Genomic DNA, 25,475 nt, shown 5'->3' on the forward strand with positions numbered 1-25,475 from the left:
TCTACCTATCCGTTATTCATTATCCATTCTTTTACTCTCTTAGCCAACACGCTCTTCGCCCGAAATAATTGCGAAGCCGAAGACTTTTCATTAATACCTAATAACTGTGCTATTTCCTTATGCGACTTTTCCTCGAAGGTATAAAGGTTGAACACGGTACGGTATCCTGCCGGCAACTCTTCGATAAATCGCATCAATACTGCTTGCGGAATCATCTCAACAGCCGAAGCGTCGGGTCCCTCGTAGTCTTCGGGAACTTCCTCCAAAGGTGTCGACTGACTGATTACATCACTTTTGCGAAGATACTGTAAAGCAGTATTGACCATCACCCGTTCCATCCAAGCCCGTAATGAGCCTTCACCCCGCCAGGCGAACTTGTCGAAAGAACTGAATATTTTTATAAAACCATCGTGAAGCAGGTCCTGAGCTGTATCACGGTCGCCTGTATAGCGCAGACAGACGCCAAGCAAACGCCCTCCATAGTGCTCATACAATTCTTTGCGGGCTCGATTATTTCCCAGCCTGCATTGTTCCGACAACTCAAATTCTTCCATTTGCTTATACACGTGTTTACCTTATAAATGCAGCAAAGATAGAAATACTGCACAGAGAGAACAACTCTTTTGCAACTTTTGTTTCTTTAACAGATCCAAATGCAATATTTTCTCCCCTTCTGCATTTTCAAAATACAAAGCAACTAAATAGTATCAATTAAAAATCATTTTTATAGTATATGAAGAAATTTAAATTCATTGCATTTATAATTGCTGTTATGACCACCATGCCGATATTTCAGTCTTGTCTGGATGATGACTCTCCATCCGATTCGCTGGTCATCAGCACCATTAATCTGATCAGCCCGGATAGCAAGGATTTCTATTTCACCCTGGACGATGGAAAAACAATGTTCCCGAGTAATGGAAATGGATGGATCAGTGACAAGAGTAAAGACGGGCAACGCGCCTTTGTCATATTCAAAGAACTGGAAGAACCGGTGAAGGGATATGACTATAATATTCAGGTAAGAGAAATAAAAGAGATCCTGACCAAAGAAATCGTAACTATGGGAGAAGGAGAAAATACGGAAGAGAAGATCGGAGACGATAAAATCAATTCCACTTATATGTGGATTACCCAAGACAAGAAATATCTGACAATCGAATTCCAATATTACGGTACGCATAGCGAGGATAAGAAACATTTCCTGAATCTGGTCATCAACAACAAGGAAGCTGAACCTGCTGCCGATGATGCCAACGATGAGTATATCAATCTTGAATTCCGGCATAACGACGAAGGCGATACCGCCGACCGTCTGGGCGAAGGGTATATATCTTTCAAACTGGACAAGATTCAAGATCAGATGAAAGGTAAGAAAGGACTCAGAATACGTGTCAAAACCTTATATAACGGGGAAAAATTCTATGAAGTGAAATTCCCCTCATCCAATTAAATCTAGTAATTATAGAAACACTCTTTTTATTATAATATATAATTACGCAAAAGAGGGCGACAGTTGTGAAACTCTCGCCCTTAATTTTATCATGAAGTGATCCGTTTATTTCTTCTTATTATTTCTTTTCATTTTTGTCACCGAAATAATTCCAGACGAGTGCACTGACAGCCGCTCCTACAAACGGTGCTACAATAAACAGCCACAACTGCGACAACGCTTCTCCACCCTGGAACAATGCCGGACCGATACTACGTGCCGGATTGACGGAAGTACCCGTAATAGGGATACATACGATATGTACCAATACCAGCGAAAGCCCGATAGCAAGCCCTGCGAAAGCGCCCGCCCCTTTCCTCGGATCGGTAGATCCCAGCACCACTAATACGAAAATGAAAGTAAACACGACTTCTGCAATGAATGCCTGTAACATTTCGCCATCACCGAAACCATTGGAACCGGTAGCTGTCGGTCCGTCGTGCCCACCGGTAGTCACTAATGCGTAAAGAATAGCCGAACCGATAATCGCTCCTATCACCTGGAAAAGCATATACATGCCTGCATCTTTTCCATTCATACGTCCCGAAAGGAATACCCCTAACGTAATAGCAGGATTGATGTGACATCCCGAGATACCTCCGATAGCATACGCCATCGCCACTACTGAAAGTCCAAATGCCAAAGCAACACCGACTGTTCCTACTCCGGCTCCTACAGTACCGGCCATACTACCGGCAAAAACAGCACTTCCACATCCCATCAGAACGAGCACCATCGTCCCAATCATTTCTGCAATGTATTTTTTCATATTACTAAATAAAAATGGTTGATTCCTCAAATATAAAGAATTAAGACCAGAATTCAAAACGTATATGCCTAATTATTACTATCTTTGCGACATTTTTGAATAAAACCATCCAAACGATCCAATGAAAAAAGGACTATTTTATGCTATATTGGCCTCTGTACTATGGGCTATCGTCAATCCGTTCATCAAACAAGGGTTGAGCTATGACTTTTCTCCTATGAACTTTGCAGGTATCCGATTTACTACCGTAGGTATCATTCTTTTCGCTTATACCTGGCACAAGGGTATGTGGAAGGAGATTCGGCAACACAGTAAATTGTTTCTGAATTTGATTCTGATTAATATGTTTATGGGGTACACAGCTTTCTATTTTGGTGTCGATTTCGTAAGCGGAGCTATTTCTTCCATTATTATGGGAATGACGCCACTGATCAATGTACTGTTAGCTCATCTGCTGGCAAGCAATGACCGGCTGAATATTCACAAAATCATTAGTCTTATTATCAGCCTCATCGGCCTGTTACTTATCGTAGGTATGGGCAGCAATGGCGCACCACTGGACTGGAAAGGGATCACGGGTATTGTACTTTTACTGCTTAGTATCATTTTTCAGGGGTATTCCGCGATTTCCGTATCAGAAGACAAAGGTAAGGTAAACCCTATTTTCCTGAATGCTGTACAGATGTTCTTCGGGGGACTGCTTATCTACATGGTAGGACTAGGTACGGAAGGATATCACTCCTTTATCGGGAAACCTGCCGGATTCTATATCAGCCTTTCCATTCTGGTATTTATCTCGGTTTTTGCGTTCAGTTTCTGGTTTATCGCTTTGCAAAGTAAAGGAGCTAAAGTTAGTGATATCAATATGTGCAGGTTAATCAACCCGATATTGGGTGCCGTACTGAGCTGGATAATGCTTCCGGGAGAATATCCGACATTCAGTACCGTTGCCGGAATGATTATTATAGTCAGCTCCCTCATTATTTATTTTAAGGGAGCCGAAATAGCTCAATGGCTGAAGCACAATAGAGCCAAAAGCGACATACAGGGATAAGGAATCTTACAATAAATATTGAATGGATTGCAAAGACTGCATTTCTTTGGGTATAGCTGCCAGAATCTCTTCTTTCAGAACATTCAGCAAGCTATGCCTGATAAAATCCCTGCTGGTTGCCAGTACAATCTGCCGTGTAGGACGGGGAATAGCAAATGGGCGTACTAATTTCTTTTGTTCTTCTGTCAGTTGTGAAACAGCCAACTCGGGAATAAAAGTAATCCCTTTTCCACTTTCCACCATACGCATAAACGTTTCCATGCTTCCCAAATGGTAGGCCATCTGATTGACTTTTACCGTTTCCATCTGACAGAAACGTACCAGCTGGTCACGGAAACAATGCCCCTCGTCCAACAGCCAAAGGCGTTCGCCTGTTATATCGGAAGTACGGATCATCTCATGCTTGAACAGAGGTTCCTTGCAAGATACATACCCGAAGAATGTTTCATAGAAAAGAGTTTCTTCTTTCAGGAAGGTATCCTCCAGTTTGCTTGCTATGATTGCGGCATCAAGTTCTCCGGCATGCAACGCCTGCTGAATATCCTGTGTTTTCATTTCCGTGACACGGATGTCCAGTTCCGGATGCTTTTCCATCAGTTGAGGAAAGAAACGAGGTAGTAAATAAGGAGCTATGGTTGGCAATACTCCCAAACGGAATACACCTGCCAGCGACTGCTTTTCTTCACTGATTATTTCTTTCACCTGCGCAGTCTGTGCCAGGATAACACGTGCCTGATCAATTATCTTTTCTCCAATCGCTGTGGGACAGACAGGCTGTACGGTACGGTCGAATAACTTTACTCCTAATTCCTCTTCCAATTTCTGAATCATTGCACTCAACGTAGGCTGTGTCACCCGGCAATATTCGGCTGCCCGGGCAAAATGACGAAACTGGTCCACTGCTAAAATATACTCCAATTGTTGTATTGTCATCTATCAAATCAGATTAAGTTATAGATTTCTTCTATGCAAAGATAGAAATTTTCAGTTTGACAACAAGCATTTTCCGCCTTATCTTTGCAGTACAGAAAAAAAGAAAACGAATATAAATCATTAAAAACAAATAGAATATGAAAACTTTAGAATTTATCAAATTGAATGAATCGGGAGCAAACAACGTAGTAGCATCTTTGCAGCAATTACTGGCAGACTTCCAAGTGTATTACACCAACCTCCGCGGTTTCCACTGGAATATCAAAGGACATGACTTCTTCGTACTTCACAGCCAATTCGAAAAGATGTATGACGACACCGCTGAAAAGGTGGACGAAATCGCAGAACGTATCTTAATGCTGGGAGGAACTCCGGCTAACAAGTTCAGCGACTATCTGAAAGTGGCAAACATCAATGAAGTGGATAAGGTAAGCAACGGCGAACAAGCATTGAATAACATTCTGCAGTCTATCAGCTATCTGATTGGTGAAGAACGTAAGATTTTGTCTATCGCTTCGCAAGCCGGAGACGAAGTGACAGTTTCGATGATGAGTGATTATCTGAAAGAACAGGAAAAGATGGTTTGGATGCTGACGGCTTATAACAGCAAGTAAATATAAGGTTTAGGTTTTAAGTGAAAAAGCGGGTGCCTCAGAGTTATATCTGATACACTCGCTTTTAATTTATAACCTTATCTCAGGTTCTTACTTCCGGACACAGACTTCACCGAAATATGAGTTGTTAGTCTTATGTCATCCGAAGAAGCACCAATCATTATCCGGAAATCTCCAGTTTCCACCACACGCTTCATACTCCGGTCGATAATGGACAAATCTTTTTCGGTTAGGGTGAAAAGAATTTCTTTCTCCTCTCCTTTTCTCAGAAAGAAACGTTCAAAATGCTTTAATTGCTTCAGGGGCTGGACTACCGAAGCGTACTCATCTTTCAGATAAAGTTGCGCAACTTCTTCACCGTCATAGTTCCCGGTATTTTTTACCTTAAATGAGACTTCGAAATGACAAGGGGATTTCTGTGTTATTTGCAAATCCGAATATTCGAAAGTGGTATAACTCAAACCATAGCCAAAACCATAGAGCGGAGAAGCGGCCATTTCGACATAATCATGATTGCGAGGAGCTTTTTTATTATAATAAACAGGTATCTGTCCAACAGAACGGGGAACAGAAACCGGTAATCGCCCGGCAGGATTATAGTCACCAAACAAGACATCGGCTATTGCATCCCCTCCTGCCTGCCCCGGATAAGAAGCGGTCAGCAATGCATCGGCACACTCGGATGCCCAGACTTTGTCTAACGGGCGCCCTTCTATATAGACAACAATCAATGGTTTTCCGGTGGTTTTCAGTGCATTCAGCAAGTCCTGCTGTTTTCCCAGTAAGGTCAGAGTAGCCCTGTCAAAGCCCTCACCACATTCCATATCGCTGATGCTCTTTTCGTCTGCGATTGCCGCGCCCGTTTCTTGATAGCTCGTCTTGAAATCACGTGCGCTGGAGCCTCCTACTACCGCTATTATGACTTCCGAACGGTGTGCTGCTTCAACTGCCTCCGCTATCTCATTCACAGTAGTATCACGGATAGCACATCCACGCACGTACTCCACTCTGGAGGGAGAGAGTTTAGAGATAACTCCATCCAATACGGTTCTTATGTCCTTATCTTCTTGTGGTGCTGTATAGTCTCCCAGCATGTTATAACGATTGTCTGCATTCGGTCCGACGACCGCCACTCTTTTTATTTTCTTACTTAAAGGAAGAATAGAATTCTTATTCTCCAACAATACTACAGACGATTGCGCTACTTTGCGTGCCAGTTTGACGTGCTCCTTATTACGCACCATTTTCGTAGTCGTTTTCGGATTTACATAAGGATGTTCAAACAATCCCATTTCAAACTTCATCCGTAATATCCGGTCTACAGCTGCATTAATCTGCGTTTCATCCAGTTTTCCAGACCTGACAGCTTGCAACAGATTCATAAACGCATCACCACCCAAATCTATATCGACTCCGGCAGATAGTGCCTGTACAGCCGCTTCTTCCATAGTGGAAGCAACGAAATGACTTTCGTGAATACCTTCGATACTATATAAGTCGGAAACAACAAATCCACGAAATTTCCACTCATTACGTAATAATTGTGTCAGCAAATAATGATTTGCCGTACAGGGAATACCATCTATTGAATTGTAAGAAGTCATCACAGAGAGTGCTCCTGCCTCTATCGCTTCCCGAAAAGGAGGAAGGAAGTTCTCATGCAGGTCCCGGGCCCCTACTGATGCATAGTTTCCGTTTTGTCCGCCTTCCGGCACCGCATAAGCCAGAAAATGCTTCAAAGTAGCTATGGTAGCATGCTCCCGGGATAAATCTCCGCTTCCTAATCCCGTGACCATCGCAGCTCCCAAGCGTCCACTCAATACGGGATCTTCGCCGAAGGTTTCCTCTACACGCGACCAGCGAGGGTCACGAGACAAATCCAGTACAGGCCCATAACTTATATGCGCACCCTGTGAACGAATCTCTTTAGCAATCGCCTTTCCCACTTCTTCTATCAATGTCGGCGACCAAGTTGCCGACATCCCTATGCCGGTAGGAAAGACTGTTGTCCCAATCGCCATATGTCCATGAGGTGCTTCTTCAGCCAAAAATACGGGAATACCCAAACGGGTATTTTCTATTGCATATTTCTGCAATGCATTACCGGCTTTGGCTGCCAGTTCGGGGCGAAGTCCGTTCTCCAGGGTCTTCCTAGTCCAGGGATCAGCACGATAAGTCGCCCACAGCATACCTGCGTTCTTTTCTTTTATTAGTTTTTTAAACTTTTCAGAAGGGTACACTTCATCGTCCTTTATTTCGTACATTTCCCAGCCAAGAGGAGATAATAGTTGTCCGACCTTTTCCTCTAAAGTCATGCGTGAAAGCAAATCTTTCACCCGTTCGTCAACAGACAGGAGCGGATTTTTATAAAGTGGCAGAGAGGATTGGGCAAAAGCCCCGATATTCATTATCAATCCTATGATTAAAATAGATAATCGCTGTGTCATAATGCTATATGATATAATATAAAAATAACTTCCCGCAGGTTCCATTGTTGTTTCATGCGATGGAACTTTAGTTTCCAAGCAGGAGAAACTTTAGTTTCATTGGGAAGAAACATTTAGTTTCATTACTTGAAACTTTTGGTTTCAACGCTTGAAACTATTAGTTTCAAGGCATGAAACTAAATGTTCCTCCGGTTGAAACAAATCAAAGGTACTATTCATTCAAAAAGAATGCACCAAGAGACCGCACTGAGATATAACAATCCCTTATGTTGCAGATAATTTATCTGCAACACATCTGCAACAAGTATCTGCAACACTATACACCACATTAAATCAAACCAATAAAAAGGCTGGTGACAGATGGTGCAGATAAAACAAAAAGTATTCTAGAGAGAGATTATTGACATCCTATCTCCGCTATTCCCAAAGAATCGCTTTCATCCACCATTCGAGTCGCTTTTAACCTAAGATAGCGAGCCTCAACCGGACTAAAGTACACATTCTGAAGAATCGGATTATTACGGATATTCGAAAATTCTCCCTGAGCTACGACTTGCATCGTCTCTTCGGTAGTACCGGCAGACAGTTCGTACGATGAAATCAGCCCTTTACTGTATTCACTTTGGTCAGGCAAATAGTAAAATGAATGAATGGTACGATTTTCGCCAAGGTCAATCACGATTTCTTTCCCTGAGATAAGAGCGGTAGTCTGATCGTTTTTGTCACTGCATTTCTTTGCTTCTTCTGCATCCACCCCTAAAATCGCAAAGGGGAAAGTCCTCAATTCTGAAGTTGCCGATGTATAATTCTCCGTTGCATCGGGTGCATAATAAGCTCCTGCCTCACTGATACACAAGCATCCGCGGGCATCGGTAAACCTTATGCGCAGTTCTTCCGTTTCGACCGTTTCAAAGCGTAACAGACGTTTGTAGCCTACGGTGGTAGTTTCCTCGTTACATTTAACCGGCAGCCATTGGTCTCCCTCCTTGTATTCTACAACAAAAGACTTCACCCGTTGCCCCAAAGGTATGTACTCTTGAATCATCACCCGGTTCATCTTCGTCGGCTGAGTGAAAGTAAAAGTCAGATCAGCGGAAGTCACTCCGTCGTTGGTCGCCCAATAAGTTTCATACTGTCCATCCGTTGCGGCACGAACCTTGAATTTTCCTCCACGCTCATCGGAAGCTACGACTTTTGCACTGCTCAACAAATTATCTGCCAACTCTTTCTGAACTCTTTGATGGAAAGAAACTGCATTCAATGAATCGGTCGGATGAATCAAACCGTTACGATCTACCGGGAAGTTCAATAATAAAGTCGCATTATGCCCCACACTACGATAGTACAAGTCCGTCAGTTGATCGACTGTTTTTACTTTATCATCTTCTTCAGGATGATAGAACCATCCCGGACGGATGGAAACATCACATTCCGCTGCTACCCATTGATTACCGTCGGCATGGCCATACTGCAATTCTCTATATTTGGGATATCCCGGATATACCTCGCCTGCCCGAAGGAAAGACCAGTTGGTAGCTCCGGCAAATCCACTCTCATTTCCTACCCAACGGCACCCCGGTCCGCCATCCGAGAAGATCACCGCCTGTGGTTGCAGTTCATCAATCATCTTGTAAGCACGCGGATAATCATAGTACGTTTTACGGTCGATGGTACGTACATCTTTTGCTCCTCCGTACCAACCGTCGCCTCCATTGGCTCCATCGAACCAGATTTCAAAGACGTCTCCATAATTAGTGAGCAATTCATTCAACTGCTTATAGAAATAATCCACATACTCCAGCGTACCATAATTTGCCTGATGCCTGTCCCATGGAGAGAGATAAACGGCAAACTTGATACCGTACTTCTTGCAGGCATCAGAAAGTTCGCGTACAATATCACCTTTACCGTCTTTGTAAGGAGTATTCCGGATGCAATATTCTGTCAGTTGTGTAGGCCACAGGCAGAAGCCGTCATGATGTTTGGCTGTCAGGATCACTCCTTTCATACCGGAGTTGACAAAGGTCTGCACCCATTGCTCACAGTCCAGACGAGCCGGATTAAACGTTTTCGGATCGGAGTCGCCATAGCCCCATTCCCGGTCATTGAAAGTATTGAGACCGAAATGCACAAAGGCATAAGTTTCCATCTTCTGCCAATTTACTTGCTTTTCCTGAGGAACAGGTAAAATAGCTTCCGGTGCGGGAACACTCTGACATCCTGCCAAAAATAGACTAAAGACTGCTGTAGAAATGCTGGTTACGATTGGGGGTTTCTTCATGGTATTTGATTCATTTATAGTTTTATCTTTTCAGATGATTTTATTTGTCGGTGCTAAGATAGGAAATATTATATTACTAATCAACCGGATCGGCACATGTTATCACCAACGGTTTCACGAGTGCCCGTCCGTTGATCACGGGATAGACACGTGTTACAGCCGGAAACCTGCCGGAATATTGATATTCAACAGGCATCACACCTTCTTCACGGGCTTTCACCATGCGGGGACTGGTAAACTTAATATCCGTATTTCCACCTATCACCACAAACATCAGTTGCATATCATGATCGGTATCATTTACATATTTCAATTTCATCGTTTTCGTACCACCTTTGCCTATCGTGCCGAATGCCATTACTTCAAAGTTCATCCAAAGTCCGCTACCATACTCATACGGATAGTTCTCCGATACCGGATGTTGGCAGGGAATGACAGTACCCTTTACCCAGATGCGGTTGTAGTTCGCATTGTTATTGCTCAAAACAACGACTTCCTTACTGAAGAATCCCGGTCGGTAAGCCGGATTGTAAGTCACTTTCACTTTCCCTGTGGCATTGGGGCGAAGCGGTTCTTTAGGATATTCAAACTGTACACAACCACAACCACTCGTTACCCCATTGATAGAAAGAACTTTCTGACTGACATTCCTAAACTCAAATTCATGTGAAACCAATCCGTCTTCTTCCTTTATTTCTCCAAAATCAAAGACGCGCTCTTCAAACACCAGTTCGTCAGAAAGCCGGGGCTCTTGCGCCATCGAAGGAAAGAGCACAAGGAATAAAAAGGTAATGGATAGAATCAATATTTTCATAATCTACAAGTATGGTACAAACATAATATTTTCCAAAGATAAGAGGGGACAAATAATTCTCTTTTCTCCATTTGACTTTGTCCCCTCCTCTATCAGATACGAAAATTCCGTTTATTCAGCATAAACGTCCAGCTCGTTGAAGGTACGGTAATATCCCCCCCATGAACCGCTACCATTGCTCCATTGCAAAGATAACCTCACATACCGTGCCGGAACCGCACCATAAAGTATGATATACTGATCTGTATTGTTCTCCACTACGGGAGCAGCAGCTCCCACATCTGTCCAGTTGTTTCCATCAGTACTCAACTCTACTCCAATTCTGCTAAAGTTATAGTAAGAACCCCAACTCGAGGATGAATTTTTAAAATAAAGAGCAGTTACATTATTTGTAGCGTTCATATCAAGCGTAAAAGTAGGATTCTCTTCATTGGAGAATGACGCGCCAGAACCGGTATTTCCATCGAAAATGCGGGCTATCGAATTCGCATCTACCGAAGAATCGGTAGTTGTAGCCGTCCATGCAGAGCGGTCACTCACTTTTGCGCCTTTTATATCATCGGAGCCGGCATCTTCCTTAATCAGCCTTTCCTCCAGATTTACTACCACATAAGCCAGGTTTTTAGTAACGGTCACCTTTCCCTTTGTTGTCGACTCAAGACGTACAGGTATCAAGTAAGCTCCCTTTTCTGCCATACCGGAATACTTTTCTTCCGGTATGACGACTTCTATAGAGTCAGATGATAAATAAGAACCATTACCGACACTGACAGATGCCCTCTGCAAAACAGCTACAGAGGTCGTTTTATACTCCGTACCATTTTCCGTATTGAAAGCTTCCACCAAACCATTATCAATAACAGCAGTCACCGTTGCACTCCCATCCATGGGACGAGTAGCAGATACTCCAAACTTGGCGTAAACTTCATCACCAAAATATCCGACAGGCGTAGAAACCACCGTAAAGGTTTCGACTGCTGCTGAAGTATTATTAAACTGGCCTTTCGGAGGGAAATAAATTAGATTATCAGGATTACCCACAACATCATAACTCTCATCATCGCATGATTGAAAGCTAAATAGTCCGGCTACCGCCAGCAATCCTAAGATATATGTATTTATTTTCATAGCTATTCCATATTTTATTACTCGTTACACCTATTATTATCGTCACTATCCCATGCAATGGCACTGCTATAATTTAAGTTATAAGTCAGTCCGGCCCCTTCATTTATTTCACGGGCTGTATTGGTCCAGTCCATATCATAGCCATGTCCTGTTGCATCTTTAAAGATGTGTCCTTCGCCTTCATTCATCTTCCAGTATGCAACCAGACCTTCCGATTGTGAATCAACGCCACAAAGATTCATCTGTAGTTCGCCTGTACTCAAAGCACGGTTCCAGACACGAACTTCGGCAATACGGCCACGGAAATACTGAGATCCGCGATATCCTGTCCACGACATTCCCAGTTCAAAACGCTGGAAATCGACCGGTTTACCGTCACCATCACCTTGCGCATCTTTCACTCCGTCTACATACATAGTCAGTTTACTGCCATCATAAGTCAAAGAAATCATATACCAGCGGTCGGTACTAAAACGGGTGCTGGACACAATACTGCCACTGGGGCTTACCCACTGCAAAGCATTGATATCTAATCCATTCTCTCCAAATCGCAGCATGCTTGAACGCTGTTCGTCCGCAGAAGTGAAACTACACAGACGAGCTATACGATGCCACTCCTGAGAATAACATTTGATCTCATAGGTGAAGTTGGATAATTCCTGCTTCTTATCATCCGAGAAAATAAAGTTACTATAAAGATTCGTGTTACTGATATTCAATGAGGTGAAATGAATCACACGGGATATCTGCAGGAAAATAGTTTTCGATGGTTTCAATATGTCAAGCCCCTCCACTTGCGTCATAGTGACAGGAATGACATATACACGCCCTTCGGCAAAATCTTCCGTAGAAGTAACCTTGACTGTAACCGGTGTAGAGAAGGCTTTGCCTGCCTGAATCACGGCATCGGCATTTTCGAGAACCGCGGCACCATCCGGTATTGCATAATACTTAGTATTATGTTCTTGATTATAGGACTCTACCAACGATCTGTCAATAGCAAATTTCACATTCACATCCTTATCTACTTTGTCTGTGGTAGAGGCAGTAATTGCATACGAAGAAGGGGTATCCTCCACTACAAACTTTGTTACGGGCGTAGTTTCCGTTCCTGTGATAAAAGCTACATTTTTATTATAATCAAATTTATCACCCTCCGTACAACCCAGAATGGATAAACCTACTATTACTCCCAATAAGGAATGTTTAAATATATATGTTTTCATCATGATTCTTATTTATTCATTATTTATTCACTTATTGCAGGATTCATTATCTGAATGGCTTCCCTGAACTCATTGTAAGGTATACCTGACGATGAGTAATAGTTTCTTCCCAAGAAGAAAACTCCACAGCCGCCTTTACGACCTTTCGATGGCTCCCAACGTGCATAGTTCATCAGTTGGCCTCCGTCTGCATAGAACACTCCGAATGATTCACAATAAATCATCTTCTCGGGTGGAAAGTTGCTGGGTTGAGTCAAGAACCCGACCTGATTACTATAAGCTTGTTGAACGATATAATCACAATAAGGTATGATGTCTGTCGGTGGTGTTCCACTGAAATAGTCAACGATAAGCAACTTGTCCGGTTGTTCGCCTTCGGGACCAAAATACTTGCCAAGTTCCTTTATCAACCTTACCAGATCGGAGCTGCTCCATCCTTCCCAGTCGACGTCTACTCCATCAAGTCCCGGCTCCAACACTTGATTTACAATCCATTTGGCGTATGCAGCCATCGCTTCATCATCCTTATTTTGACTCAGATCATAATCAACACCATCAATGGTAAACTGGTGTCTGTAATGAGAAGCATCGGCATGCATGACAAAACGTGTACCCAGTTTCTGCTGACAGTATTGCATATCCGCATATGCTATCGGATGTGTCTCTGCTGTCGGTATTCCCATCCATAGGTTTACGATGTCTATACTGTCTGGCAGTCCTACCATACGTTCACCCCACGATGCGGGATCTTTATAGCCTGTCACACCTTCAATTGGTGACCACGCTTCGTAATAAGCATAACTTATCTCATGATCGCTTTTCTTGAAGGCACGCAGATTCTCAAAATACTGCTCGTCGTATGTCTTCAGCTTCTGAATTTCTAACGCTTCCACATCGGTATCACAACTATAGAAAAAGAATGTTCCGATAAGGAAAGTCAGTAAACCTGTTATTTTTGTTTTCATTGTAATTAGTGTTTTTAAAATTAAACAATGTCCATTTTCCTGTTATCGGGATCTTTTGTCCCACCAGAGTTTAGTTCCACCCGTATCCTGACCACCCAAAGCCGATATACCACTGGCAACGCCGCTGGCATTGTTGATCTTCTCGTCACGTGTATAAGGCAGACGGCGGACTTGCAATTCGGTATCAATCGTTCCATTACTGCTATTTCTCACTACAGGAATAACTTCCGGATAGCCTGTACGACGATATTCACTCCATCCTTCAGGACCGTCGGGATAAATGGCAATCCACTTCTGTGTGATGATACGTTCCAACTGTCCCTCAAAATCGGCATTATCATCCCATGCAGGAGTAACCTTGCTGCTGAAAGTATAATTATCACTACCTACATTATCTGCAAAAGCACCCGGAGTCGAGGTGTTGTCGGCCAGATAATCGTCTACACCGGCAGCATTGTTCTCTTCGAACGACATACGTACACCTTGTTCATAGAATGATTTGGCTGTACCACCCATCGTCCAGCCACGTAATGCACCTTCGGCACGCAGGAAGAACGATTCGGCAGCAGTCATCCATACTACCGGAGTGGAAGCACGGTTGATATTCAGGTTAGAGATCTTATTACCCTGATAGTTGCTCATGTTGCTTGTGGTGATACCGATACGTACGCCATGATATTCACCGTCGCCGGCTGTTGTAAAATAAGAGCTGATTCGTGAATCATTCAGTCCGTTCAAGTAGGCTACGATGGTAGCACCCGGACGACAGTCGCCCGAATTGAAGTTATAGGCGATCTCGTGCAACGGATGATGATATTCCAATGAGTTATGCGAAAGCTCGGCACGTTCCGCTTTACTTTCGATAAAGCCAAACATATTTTCCATCGATTTCTTTGCCTGTGCTTCTGCCAAAGTAGGATTCGCATAAGAGACACGTATAGCAAGACGCAAACGCAGTGTATTGGCAAACTTCACCCACTTCTCTACATCACCCCCATATACACAGTCATAATCGCTCATCAGCTTGGCATCCACATTTCCGTTCACATAATTGCTCAATACTTCGATAGCATTATCCAGTTCCTCAAAGAACTTATTATAAACCAAGTCCAATGCGTCGTATAAGCTGGAAGAGCCATAGTTTACATACGGAATAGGGCCGAAAGTATCAGCAATACGATGCATCCCTTCCACTTTTACGATAGTAGCCAATGCGTCAACTTCCGGCAACTCTTGCTCGGTAGCTATCTTGTGAATACTTTGCCACGGCGCCATAATGCCAGTATAGGCATAATCAAAAGTGGCATTTACCCATTGTTCCTGAAAGTTATACTGTCCGTTATGGTTGGTAGACCCTAAAGTAGCGGCTATGTAGCCCGAATAGAGATCGTGCGATAAGTTCTGGGCAATCTGATAGTCAGAATCGAGCTTGTCGCCATCATTTACGATAACAACCCGGCGCAGCATTTGCGAAAAGAAAGCACCTGTCTTCAGGTTGTCTGCTTCCATCATTTCCTCGGTGACTTCATTCGGATTTACATTATCCTCATAGTCGATACACGAAATGTTATTCAATAACATCAAAGATATCCCGAGAATGGAAAGTTTGTTCCATGACCGTATTTTATTTAATATCATATCTTCTACAATTTATAAGTTTGATTAGAAATTAACTTTCACAGAGAATCCCAAATTACGCAGACTTGGTGACATAAACATGTCAATACCTTGAAAGTAAGTACCTGTACTTGCTGTCAGTTCCGGATCGAACGGAGCTTTTCTATAAAGGAAGAAGAGATTCTTACCGATGAAGGATACGTTCAACCCCTTAATCCAGTCCACATACTTGTTGATAGGAATATCATAGCCTAATGATAACTCAGCCAGACGGACATTAGTCGCACTATACGTATACATAGAGCCAATTCCCCCCTGAGCACCGGCGCCTCCAATCTTCGTATAGTAATCTTCCGCGCCGATAGGACGACCGTTGACAATAGCTCCGCCATTATCACGGGCATCGGCTGTAGCCTTTGAAGAGCCGTATGCATCCATTGTTGCCTGTGTCTGCGATACCACTACGCCACCGACACGTGCCGTAAACAGGAATCCTAATGAAAGACCTTTATAACTGAATGTATTGCCCCAGCCGAGGTTGTATTTAGGAGCACTGTTACCGGCTTTTACAAACTCGTCGGGCTGAGTGACTACGACCTGGTCCGAAGGATGGACATAGATAGCTCCATGTTCGTCCGTGCGAAGCGTATTCACATAAATATCACCGATAGATCCGCCTTCTGTCAGTATCATCTTATACATACTGGTTCCTCCCATATCGATTCTGTCCAGAGAAGTGAGTTCATGTGTATAAGGATCTTCATAGTTGCGCAGCAATTCCACTACCTTATTCTTGTTTAATGAATATGTCAGATAAGAACTCCAGCCAAAATCTCCCCATTTATCTTCAAAGCGCAAAGACAATTCAATACCTTTATTATCTACACGACCACCGTTGACAACTTCCGACTTATAACCGGTAGTGGAAGAAAGGGTACGCTCGAAGAACTGATTATAAGTGCGTGACTGATAGATAGATCCGTCCAGCCTCAAACTGTTCTTGAAGAACACAAAGTTAAATCCGGCTTCCCATGATTTGGTACGTTCCGGCTTCAGATTGGGGTTAGGACGGCGGGACTGGGTAACAGGAACTCCATCGACCAACGCATAAGTCGGAATGGCCAGAAATACGTCCGGAGAATTACCGACTTCCGAATAGGATACACGTACTTTCATGTACGGCATGATATCCGTACTGCAACGGAATATGTCTGTGATAATCCCCGAAAGACCGATAGACGGATAGAAGAAAGAACCGGTATTCGTGCCTTTGAAGGTAGACGACCAGTCATTACGAGCCGTCACATCCAGATAAGCCATAGATTTATAGCCGATTTGCGCGCTGCCGAATATAGCACGTTTCTTCAAATGATAGCCATATTGATTAGCCAGGTTCTTCTCCGAAGTGTCCACGTTTCCAAAAGTAAAGAGGTTGGCCACTGACTTCAGCTTACCTCCGAAATAATCGGACTGATAATCATTGTTTTCGAAGTTTGCTCCCACATTGGCCGTTAAATTAAGGGTATTGTCAACAAAGTACTTATTGATATTCAGTAACAGTTCGCCGTATATCTGCTGATTTTCAATATTACTCTTGGAGTAGTAACCATATTTTGAAGCAAACAAGGTGTTCGTTCCTGCATCATACATACGTTCACGGCGCTCGTTGTTGCGGTCCATCTTGGCACGGGCTGTCACATTAATCCAGTCAGCAAAATCATATTTTGCCGATGCAGTAGCCATATAACGGTTCTTATGATTAGGTATTTTGATATGCTCGGTAATCCAATACGGGTTCTGCAAAGCCAGACTGGTACTGTAAGGCCAATACTGGGTCAGTAAGTTTCGCTCTGAATCGTAACGCTGATATGCCTGAACCTTCGAGAAATCATCTCCCGCGGGAAACAGATAAAGAGGAACCAGCGGGTTATAATAAAGTCCCTGAGAGGTCATGTTCTGCTCTTTTACAGAGCTAAGCATAAAACTCAGGTCGAGAGTCAGCTTATCTTTCAACATCTTGGCAACATTACGGACGGTAACATTATAACGCTCGTAGTCATTATTATGAATAATACCGTTGGCATTCGTAGTACCTAAAGATAAGTAAGTCTGATTCTTGTCAGTACCTGTAGAAAGACTGGCCGCATTGGTTACATTTACGCCCGTCTGAAAGAAATCTTTAGGATCATAGCTGCTCGGTGTATTCAATTTGCTGCCCCAACTGTAGTAACTACCTACTTCGGTCTGCCCATAAGTATTCTGGAACTCAGGCAAAACAAGAGGAGCTGAGAAAGTCGTATTATTGGATATGCTGACCGAAGTACGCCCTTCTCTTCCTTTTTTAGTAGTAATCATTACTACACCATTGGCAGCGGCACTACCGTAAAGAGCAGCAGCTGACGGTCCGCTCAAAACGGATATGCTCTCGATATCCTCGGGATTCAGACCGGAAATAGGATCACCGGACTGACCGGCACCTTCGTATGAATCCGTAGGCTGCGTAGAAGCTGCACTCATATCACTCATCGGAATACCATCGACTACATAAAGAGCATTGTTATTACCATTCAAGGATTTGGTACCACGCATCACAACACGTGAAGAACCGCCTACACCGGCTGAAGATGAGTTGATCGTAACACCGGCAACCTTACCATTCAGGTTGTTGACGAAGTTGGCATCGGCAATGCGTGTAATCTCATCATTACTCACTTGCTGTACATTGTAAGACAATGATTTGGCTTCCTTCTTGATGCCCAGTGCAGTAACAACGACTTCATTCAGTACTTCCGTATCCTCAGTCAGCACAATATTCAAAACCTGCGCATTCTGAACCCTTACAGTTTTCGTGGCATATCCCACATAGGATACTTCCAGAACATCTCCCTTTTTAGCTTGCAACGAGAAATTTCCGTTTATGTCAGTAATAGTACCGACCGTAGAATCTTTCACTTTAACATTCACACCAATCAACGGATCTCCGCCAGCATCCTTCACAACTCCTTTTACCTGGATTTGTCCTTCCTGCTGAACAAGTTGCATCTTATTGGTCGACAAAATAATCTGTTTGTCAACTACGGTATACGTGATATCGGTTCCCTTAAAAATATCATCCAGAATATCCAGAATCTTACCGGATTTATTTCTCACAGAAACAATGCGATTCTTCTGAATCGTTTTGTCATTGTAAAGGAAAACATAATCGGAAGTTTCTTCTATTTTATTCAGTATCTGTTCTACAGATACATTGTTCATAGAAATGGCAACATGCGTTCGTTGAGCATAGCCATTCTCTGCAGGAAGTTGTAAAACGACTGCAAAAAGTAGTGCCAGACTAATCCTCATAACTAAAGGTAGTTTTAGATTTAAAGCATATTTAGGACATAATGCAATAAATGAATGATTTTTTTTCATACATTTGCGGTTAACTAAAGTTTATTACTATAATGAACTATGGTTTGATTCCGGTTAGCGTTTGCAAGACTCCTTACCGCGAATCTGAAAATTTGGAGGGAAGACAGCTGTTGGTAGCAGCTTTCTTCCTTTTTTTACGATCTTTGTGTTATCTCATAGGCTATTCTCATTTTTATGGTTACTAATATAAATCTACAATTATTTTTTTCTTTGTAAATGTATCATCTGCCTGTTGTACCGCTTCCTCGGTTCTCCATTTCAAGGCAGCAGACTTAGCCAGATAATCCAATATTTGCGGCAGTGTTTCATTACGGAAAGTGGCGCGGTATTTATACTCCTTCCCTGATATATTATTAAACTGAATATCTACATTAAAATGCCGTGCCAGCCGTTTGAATATCTCATCCAACTCAGCATTTCGGAATATCAGTTTACCGTCTTTCCACGCCACCTTTTCATACACATCCACTTTTCCTTTCATCAACTTCTGATCCGCCTTGTTATAAAGTAATCGTTCTCCCGGAGCCAACTGAACAGTCGTCTTTCCATCAGGTGAAATAACGTTTACTTTACCTTTCTCCAATACCGTCTCTATACTATTATCATCTTCGTAAGCATTTACATTAAATTTTGTTCCGTAAACATACACGCTTAAACCGGCAGGAGTATTTACGTAAAAGGGCCGTTCCCGGTCTGCCTCTACCTCAAAATAGGCTTCACCCTTCAATTCTACATTACGGTTATCTTTCTTAAAAACGGTAGGATAACGGAGAGTACTACCGGAGTTTAACCAGACCACCGAATGGTCAGGAAGTTCGTAGCGAATAATCGAGCCTGTAGCTGCCACAACTTCCGCATATTTTTCTTCGGCATCTGTCGCTCCCCAATATAAATATCCCAAAACCAAAGAAGAAAGCAACAAAGGTATAGTCAAGAATGCAGCATAACGCATCAACTGATTATACATACTCCTTCTTCTGTTGATCTTTATTTTGGTTTGTGCCTGTTGATAGGCGCCCAGCACATCAATGGACTCCATTTCTTTAATGTCTTCTCCTAATGCCTGTGCTTTACGGAGCAATGATTCCGGATTCATATTTTCCATATTCTCTTTCAAAATCTTATCTTTTAATTGCAATTACACTAATAGTACAACTGAAGCAATCGAAAAGGGACAGGCAAAACAAAGTTTTTTTTTATTTTATTTTTCAAGCTAACTTATTTTCTACAGCTTCATACCAAAAACAAAAAAAGAAAGGATATTTTAGGTAATGATGATTATCTTATTATATATTTGCAGCAAAATGAAAAACTACAGAATCTCAATATAATGAAAATATCTTTTTCCAAACAGACGAAAGAAAGGGCCTTCAAGCAGCTTTATGAGGAGTATTACGCCCCTTTCTGTCTGTATGCAAAAAGATTTGTAGATGATAAGGAAACCCGCGAAGACATCGTTTCGGATGTATTTACCTCTTTATGGGACAAGCTGGATACAGACTCTTTCGATTTGCAATCAGAGACAGCCTTGGGATATATAAAGATGTGTGTAAAAAACAGTTGCCTGAACTTTCTGAAACATCAGGAGTATGAATGGAGTTATGCCGAAACAATCCAGAAGAAAGCTCCTCTCTATGAAACAGAATCAGATAGTGTATATACACTCGATGAGTTATACAGAATGCTATACGATACTTTGAACAAACTCCCGGAAAACTATCGCACAGTTTTTCACAAAAGTTTCTTCGAAGGTAAAACACATGCAGAGATTGCAGAAGAAATGAACCTCAGTGTAAAATCCATCAACCGGTACAAACAAAAGACTATGGAACTTTTACGAAATGAATTGAAAGATTATCTACCTTTACTCTTATTCTTCCTTTCCCCCGAGATGTAAGTTCTGTGCCAAAATGCGGCACTCTGCACGATTAATCTTACCATTTTCCGTCCGAGGGATATGATTAACCATTCGGATATATTTGGGGCGATAATACGGTTCCAACACAGCCTGTATCCTGCCTTCTATCGCTGTCAAATGCAACCGTCCTTCTATTAATAAAGTTACAGCCTGTCCCAAACGCCGGTCCGGAACCGAAGTGATGACAAAGGGTACATCAATCAATGACTGGAGTCGTTTCTCCATTTCTTCTGCTTGAATTTTAATTCCTCCACTGTTGATCACATTATCTTTCCGTCCTAAAATCATAAAACTTCCATCGGAATAGATACGTGCCATATCATTTGTCTGCAAAACCTCATCACAAACAAGAGGTGCTTCAATGACCAACGTGTTTTCAGAAGACAGAGATAACCTGACGGAAGAAAAAGGATAATAGTGTTCTGAAGCTGATGCTCCGTTCAACCGGCGAAGGGCTATATGAGATAATGTCTCAGTCATGCCATAAGTAGAATAAACTGCTCCCGGAAGTCTTTTGATTTCTGCTTCTAAAGCACTGTCAACTGCTCCGCCACCAATAATCAGAATATCCGTTTGCTGTAACCGTTCTTTTTCTACAGAAACTTGAAGCGTATTATAAACTTGTAAAGGGACCATGGCTGCAAACTTCAATGATTCGTTGATATCCGCCAATGGATGACCGGTAGCAGGACGGACAAATAAATTCAGACCTGCAATCAAAGACCGCACCACTACCATCATTGCTCCTATATAACGAAGATTCATACACAGCAGCGCTTTATCTCCCGGTTGCAAATTTAAAAATTCGCAGGTAAGACGTGCACTCTGCATCATCTGCTCCTTACGAACGGTTAATTCTTTAGGCGTACCAGTGGAACCGGAGGTATGAACCTTCATAAAGGGTGAATCATTAAACCACTCACGAAGAAAAAGGAACAAATCTCGTATGGCAGAAGGATATGCATTTTCGCCCTCTGCCAGAAGTCTGCTTATATCATCGGGAGTATATTCTCTTCCCTCTAACAGTAAACGTTGTTTTTGCCGGTCAAATATCATTGTCGGGAGTCGTCATTTACAAAACCACAAACAGTCTTTTCTTATTTCAAGGGACATGTCTACATTGTCAGTAAAAAGCATTCCTGTTCCCAATCCTTGTGGAAGCGGATTGTTAAAAGTTGCGCACCATTGTGCGATGGCATTCAGACCTATATTCGACTCTAAAGCAGAGGTTATCCACCAGCCTATATTTCGCTTTTCTGCCTCTGCAATCCATTCTTCTCCCCCTGTAAACCCACCATGAAGGGAAGGTTTGAGAATAATGTACTGCGGACGGATGGCTGAAAGAAGTCTTTGTTTTCCTTCCAAGGTATTACAGCCTATCAACTCCTCGTCCAATGCGATCGGTAACGGGGATTCTGAAGTCAGACGTGCCATTTCTTCCCATTGACCGGCGCGGATCGGTTGTTCAATAGAATGTATGTCAAGTTCGGAAAGACGTTTCAGCTTTTCCATTGCATCAACCGGAGAAAAAGCACCATTGGCATCTACACGTAACTCAACTTCTCCAGCTGAAAAATGGGCACGTATATGACGGAGCAAAGCCAACTCTTCTTCAAAGTTAATAGCTCCTATTTTTAGCTTGATACAGCGAAATCCCCCTTTCATTTTTGCTTCAATCTGGACAAGCATTTTATCAAAATCTCCCATCCAAATAAGTCCGTTTATAGGAATACCTGCCTCTCCACGTGAGAAAGCTGTATTCCATAAAGCCCAAGTACCTTCAAAAAAGTGCCGGATAGCAGTCTCCAGTCCAAAAAGAATAGAAGGGTAATCACGTAAAGCCTCTCCATCCAACTTTCCTCCTTGTTCTTCTACCCATCGGCATACGTCAGCCAGTCTTTTCCCGTAGTCCGGGAGATCGTCACAACTCAATTTGGGTAACGGAGCACATTCCCCCACTCCCACACGTCCGGGAAATTCTGGCGAAGTAAAATGAACATACCAGACTTTCCGCGTAGTATATACGCCTCGCGAGGTTCCTGCAGGTTGCTTGAAATGAAGCAACCGAGGAACAATTTCTATCTTACAATTCATTTTCAATAAAAAAGAATGCTATAAAAAATATGATTACTATCTCAGCAGAATAACTCCAAACAATAAAAACATGTTTTCCCTTTTACAATTTATAAAGGGAAATTATTAAAACATAAAGAGAAATTCTCAAAAGATAACCATGTTTTTATTTAGCCCGGAAGCTGACCTCATACATCTTTTATAGCATAAATTGTTTTTTAAATTAAGGGAACTTCGGATATTTCTTAAAGTTGGGTTTGCGTTTCTCCAAGAATGCATTCTTTCCTTCCTGAGCCTCATCTGTCAGATAGTAAAGCAATGTCGCATCTCCTGCCAGTTCCTGAATACCTGCCTGACCATCCAGTTCCGCATTCAGTCCGGCCTTAATCATACGCAAAGCCAACGGACTGAGCAGCATCATTTCTTCCGCCCATTGCACATATTCATCTTCCAGTTGCTCCAATGGGACGACTTTATTCACCAATCCCATATCCAAAGCTTCCTGTGCATTGTACTTGCGGCAGAGGAACCATATCTCGCGTGCCTTTTTCTGTCCTACCACACGCGCCAGATAAGACGCTCCAAATCCGGCATCAAAGCTACCCACGCGAGGGCCGGTCTGTCCGAAGATTGCATTTTCCGAGGCAATGGACAAGTCGCATACCACATGAAGTACATGTCCGCCTCCGATAGCAAAGCCGTTGACAGCAGCAATTACCGGTTTAGGAATACTGCGGATTTGCTTCTGTACATCCAAAACACTCAGACGAGGAACACCGTCCTTGCCTATGTATCCGCCACGCCCTTTCACATTCTGGTCACCACCCGAACAGAAAGCTTTGTCACCGGCACCTGTGATCACTATCACATCAATATCCGCTTCTTCCCGGCAAATACGCAGTGCATCACTCATCTCTGCCGTTGTAGTCGGAGTAAATGCATTTCGATAACGTTCACGGTTAATAGTAATACGGGCAATTCCATTATAGTAATCAAAGAGAATATCTTCGTATTCTCTGATGGTTGTCCATTCTCTTTGTGTTGGCATAATCTATTTTTGTTTTAGTTGATGATAATAATCTTTCAAAATACGCGCATCTTTGTTCTTATTGGTGAATACTTCCATCAGAACCGGTTGTTCCAAGGCCTCCGGTTGTGCGAAGGTCTTCATCGCTTCGGCGAGTTGTTCATCGTTCTCTACCCGTTGGTAAAGGAATCCGCGTTCTTCTGCCCATCCTTTGGCTGATGTTTTATGAACAGCTGTGATGTACTTATGCGAAGTACCCGACATATCCAGTCCGGGTAATGTATGGAATATCTCCCCCCCTCCGTTATTCAACAGAAGAATACGTAAATTGGGACGGACATTGATGTTCCACAAAGCATTCATATCATAGAAGAAGCTAAGATCGCCTATAGCTATAAAATTCAGTTTATCCGAACCTGCGGCATATCCTATTGCCGTAGACAATGATCCTTCGATACCGCTGGTACCCCGATTGCAGCACACTTCAATCGTAGAAGGCAGCGAATACAACTGGGCATAACGGATCACAGAACTGTTTGCCAGATGTAATGCACAGGATTCCGGCAATGCTTTTATCAATGCACCGATAGCCGACATCTCGGAATATCCGAATTCCGGTTCGGGAATGGTCTTACAATAATTTTCCCATACACGAGGATATTCCGGCACACGGTTATCGAGCAAAGGAGCTATTTTCTCCAGAAACTCAAATGGGTCCATTTCGATGACGGTAGTCAGAGAACCATAAAGATCAATCACTTCTCCATCAGCAGATACATGCCAGTGTTCTTTAGGCGGATGTCGGCGAAGATATTTTTTCAATCGCTTGGAAACGACATGTCCACCATAGGTAATCAGCAACTCGGGAGTCATCTGATCGATCTTCTCTTCGGGCATTGCATAAAGCGCCGCATCGAAATTCTTTACCGGAATACCGGGCACTGTCTGATTACCAATGTGCTCCGTCAGCCAGGCGAAGTGTTTATACAATAATTTGGTATGCCGCTTCTCAAACAAGTAAATCAGATTCATCTGACCGACAATCATCATCCGCTTCTGATACCTGTTCAGCCGTTCGATCAGATCATTATAATCCCGGTCGTATACATTCAACCCCTGATAGCGCGTGATAACTCGTACTTCGGGCAGCGATTCCACCGTAAACTGGAATAAGGGTTCGGAAATAGGAATATTAATATGTACCGGACCTTTTCCATGATGGTTCGTCTCCAGCAGAGCTTCATTTACCAGGCGGTTGCAGTACCATTCATCTTCTTCTGTCTGAATCTCCGGCAGGTTTACCGACTTCTTGACCAATGTCTGAAAAACACCGGGTTGTGGCAAAGTCTGTCCGGCCATCTGTCCGATCCAGGCAGCAGGACGATCGGCAGAGATAACGACTAGAGGAATATTCTGATAGTACGCTTCTGCCACAGCAGGATGAAGATTGAGCAACGCCGTACCGGAAGTACAACAAATGGCAGCAGGATGCCCGCCATGCAGTGCAAGACCCATTGCAAAATAACCGGCACTCCGTTCATCCGTCATAGCATAACAAGTAAAACCCGGATGAGTAGACAATGTATGCACAAGAGGTGCATTACGGCTACCGGGGCACAACACTACTTTCGTAATTCCATGCGCCTCAAGCAGTGCAACTAGTTGAAGTATATTTTTCTTATCCGAATACATATTGATAGTGA

The 25,475-nt window shown here is 42.9% G+C and carries 20 protein-coding genes; 4 read left to right on the top strand and 16 right to left on the bottom strand.

The window, feature by feature from the left end; genetic code table 11:
* Positions 1-5: 5 nt before the first annotated feature.
* Entirely contained in the window at positions 6-554 is a 549-nt protein-coding gene (locus tag BLW31_RS07535) for an RNA polymerase sigma factor (RefSeq protein ID WP_010537404.1), read from the bottom strand.
* A gap of 179 nt (positions 555-733) precedes the next feature.
* On the opposite strand from BLW31_RS07535, the gene BLW31_RS07540 reads away from it, so the two are divergent.
* Complete coding sequence (locus BLW31_RS07540) at positions 734-1,453, top strand: NigD1/NigD2 family lipoprotein (protein WP_010537403.1); 720 nt, start codon at positions 734-736, stop codon at positions 1,451-1,453.
* A gap of 118 nt (positions 1,454-1,571) precedes the next feature.
* On the opposite strand, the gene BLW31_RS07545 is transcribed toward BLW31_RS07540, so the two are convergent.
* Complete coding sequence (locus tag BLW31_RS07545) at positions 1,572-2,261, bottom strand: MIP family channel protein (RefSeq protein WP_010537402.1); 690 nt, start codon at positions 2,259-2,261, stop codon at positions 1,572-1,574.
* Positions 2,262-2,382: 121 nt separating this feature from the next.
* On the opposite strand from BLW31_RS07545, the gene BLW31_RS07550 reads away from it, so the two are divergent.
* On the top strand, positions 2,383-3,315 hold the full coding sequence (locus BLW31_RS07550) for a DMT family transporter (protein WP_010537401.1): 933 nt from the start codon (positions 2,383-2,385) through the stop codon (positions 3,313-3,315).
* A 6-nt stretch (positions 3,316-3,321) separates the two neighbouring features.
* Here BLW31_RS07550 and BLW31_RS07555 read toward each other — a convergent pair whose 3' ends face one another.
* Positions 3,322-4,248 (bottom strand): hydrogen peroxide-inducible genes activator, encoded by a 927-nt coding sequence (locus tag BLW31_RS07555; RefSeq protein ID WP_010537400.1) that lies wholly within the window; start codon positions 4,246-4,248, stop codon positions 3,322-3,324.
* Positions 4,249-4,385: 137 nt separating this feature from the next.
* Here BLW31_RS07555 and BLW31_RS07560 point away from each other — a divergent pair, with 137 nt between their 5' ends.
* Positions 4,386-4,862 (top strand): Dps family protein, encoded by a 477-nt coding sequence (locus tag BLW31_RS07560; RefSeq protein ID WP_008760417.1) that lies wholly within the window; start codon positions 4,386-4,388, stop codon positions 4,860-4,862.
* A 77-nt stretch (positions 4,863-4,939) separates the two neighbouring features.
* Here BLW31_RS07560 and BLW31_RS07565 read toward each other — a convergent pair whose 3' ends face one another.
* From BLW31_RS07565 to BLW31_RS07605, 9 genes are all read right to left on the bottom strand, one after another.
* Positions 4,940-7,309: a glycoside hydrolase family 3 N-terminal domain-containing protein gene (locus BLW31_RS07565; protein WP_029425454.1), complete on the bottom strand. Its 2,370-nt coding sequence runs from the start codon at positions 7,307-7,309 to the stop codon at positions 4,940-4,942.
* Positions 7,310-7,706: 397 nt separating this feature from the next.
* Positions 7,707-9,590, bottom strand: a complete 1,884-nt coding sequence (locus tag BLW31_RS07570) for an alpha-L-fucosidase (protein ID WP_010537398.1) — start codon at positions 9,588-9,590, stop codon at positions 7,707-7,709.
* 76 nt (positions 9,591-9,666) lie between these two features.
* The gene (locus BLW31_RS07575; RefSeq protein WP_010537397.1) at positions 9,667-10,404 is read right to left on the bottom strand and encodes a DUF1573 domain-containing protein; all 738 of its coding nucleotides are present in this window, start codon (positions 10,402-10,404) and stop codon (positions 9,667-9,669) included.
* 111 nt (positions 10,405-10,515) lie between these two features.
* On the bottom strand, positions 10,516-11,532 hold the full coding sequence (locus tag BLW31_RS07580; protein ID WP_010537396.1) for a discoidin domain-containing protein: 1,017 nt from the start codon (positions 11,530-11,532) through the stop codon (positions 10,516-10,518).
* A 17-nt stretch (positions 11,533-11,549) separates the two neighbouring features.
* Positions 11,550-12,761 carry a DUF1735 and LamG domain-containing protein gene (locus tag BLW31_RS07585; protein WP_010537395.1) on the bottom strand — a complete coding sequence of 404 codons (1,212 nt, stop codon included), beginning with the start codon at positions 12,759-12,761 and terminating at the stop codon, positions 11,550-11,552.
* A gap of 20 nt (positions 12,762-12,781) precedes the next feature.
* A complete protein-coding gene (locus BLW31_RS07590) occupies positions 12,782-13,723 on the bottom strand; it encodes an endo-beta-N-acetylglucosaminidase (protein WP_010537394.1) in 942 nt (313 codons plus the stop codon).
* 42 nt (positions 13,724-13,765) lie between these two features.
* Positions 13,766-15,361 (bottom strand): RagB/SusD family nutrient uptake outer membrane protein, encoded by a 1,596-nt coding sequence (locus tag BLW31_RS07595; RefSeq protein ID WP_010537393.1) that lies wholly within the window; start codon positions 15,359-15,361, stop codon positions 13,766-13,768.
* A 24-nt stretch (positions 15,362-15,385) separates the two neighbouring features.
* The gene (locus BLW31_RS07600) at positions 15,386-18,685 is read right to left on the bottom strand and encodes a TonB-dependent receptor (protein ID WP_010537392.1); all 3,300 of its coding nucleotides are present in this window, start codon (positions 18,683-18,685) and stop codon (positions 15,386-15,388) included.
* 250 nt (positions 18,686-18,935) lie between these two features.
* Entirely contained in the window at positions 18,936-19,859 is a 924-nt protein-coding gene (locus BLW31_RS07605) for a FecR family protein (RefSeq protein WP_010537391.1), read from the bottom strand.
* 225 nt (positions 19,860-20,084) lie between these two features.
* On the opposite strand from BLW31_RS07605, the gene BLW31_RS07610 reads away from it, so the two are divergent.
* On the top strand, positions 20,085-20,651 hold the full coding sequence (locus tag BLW31_RS07610) for an RNA polymerase sigma-70 factor (RefSeq protein ID WP_010537390.1): 567 nt from the start codon (positions 20,085-20,087) through the stop codon (positions 20,649-20,651).
* Here the strand turns inward: BLW31_RS07610 and BLW31_RS07615 are convergent.
* From BLW31_RS07615 to menD, 4 genes are all read right to left on the bottom strand, one after another.
* Complete coding sequence (locus BLW31_RS07615; protein ID WP_010537389.1) at positions 20,625-21,728, bottom strand: AMP-binding protein; 1,104 nt, start codon at positions 21,726-21,728, stop codon at positions 20,625-20,627. The two genes, BLW31_RS07610 and BLW31_RS07615, sit on opposite strands and share 27 nt — an antisense overlap.
* Positions 21,729-21,740: 12 nt before the next feature.
* Positions 21,741-22,766 (bottom strand): o-succinylbenzoate synthase, encoded by a 1,026-nt coding sequence (locus tag BLW31_RS07620; RefSeq protein ID WP_010537388.1) that lies wholly within the window; start codon positions 22,764-22,766, stop codon positions 21,741-21,743.
* 202 nt (positions 22,767-22,968) lie between these two features.
* Positions 22,969-23,793, bottom strand: coding sequence for a 1,4-dihydroxy-2-naphthoyl-CoA synthase (menB, locus tag BLW31_RS07625; protein ID WP_010537387.1), 825 nt, complete (start codon positions 23,791-23,793; stop codon positions 22,969-22,971).
* A gap of 3 nt (positions 23,794-23,796) precedes the next feature.
* Positions 23,797-25,464 carry a 2-succinyl-5-enolpyruvyl-6-hydroxy-3-cyclohexene-1-carboxylic-acid synthase gene (gene menD, locus BLW31_RS07630; RefSeq protein WP_010537386.1) on the bottom strand — a complete coding sequence of 556 codons (1,668 nt, stop codon included), beginning with the start codon at positions 25,462-25,464 and terminating at the stop codon, positions 23,797-23,799.
* Between the last annotated feature and the right edge of the window lie 11 nt (positions 25,465-25,475).

It is taken from the genome of Bacteroides faecis MAJ27, assembly GCF_900106755.1.
Taxonomy (GTDB): Bacteria; Bacteroidota; Bacteroidia; order Bacteroidales; family Bacteroidaceae; genus Bacteroides; species Bacteroides faecis.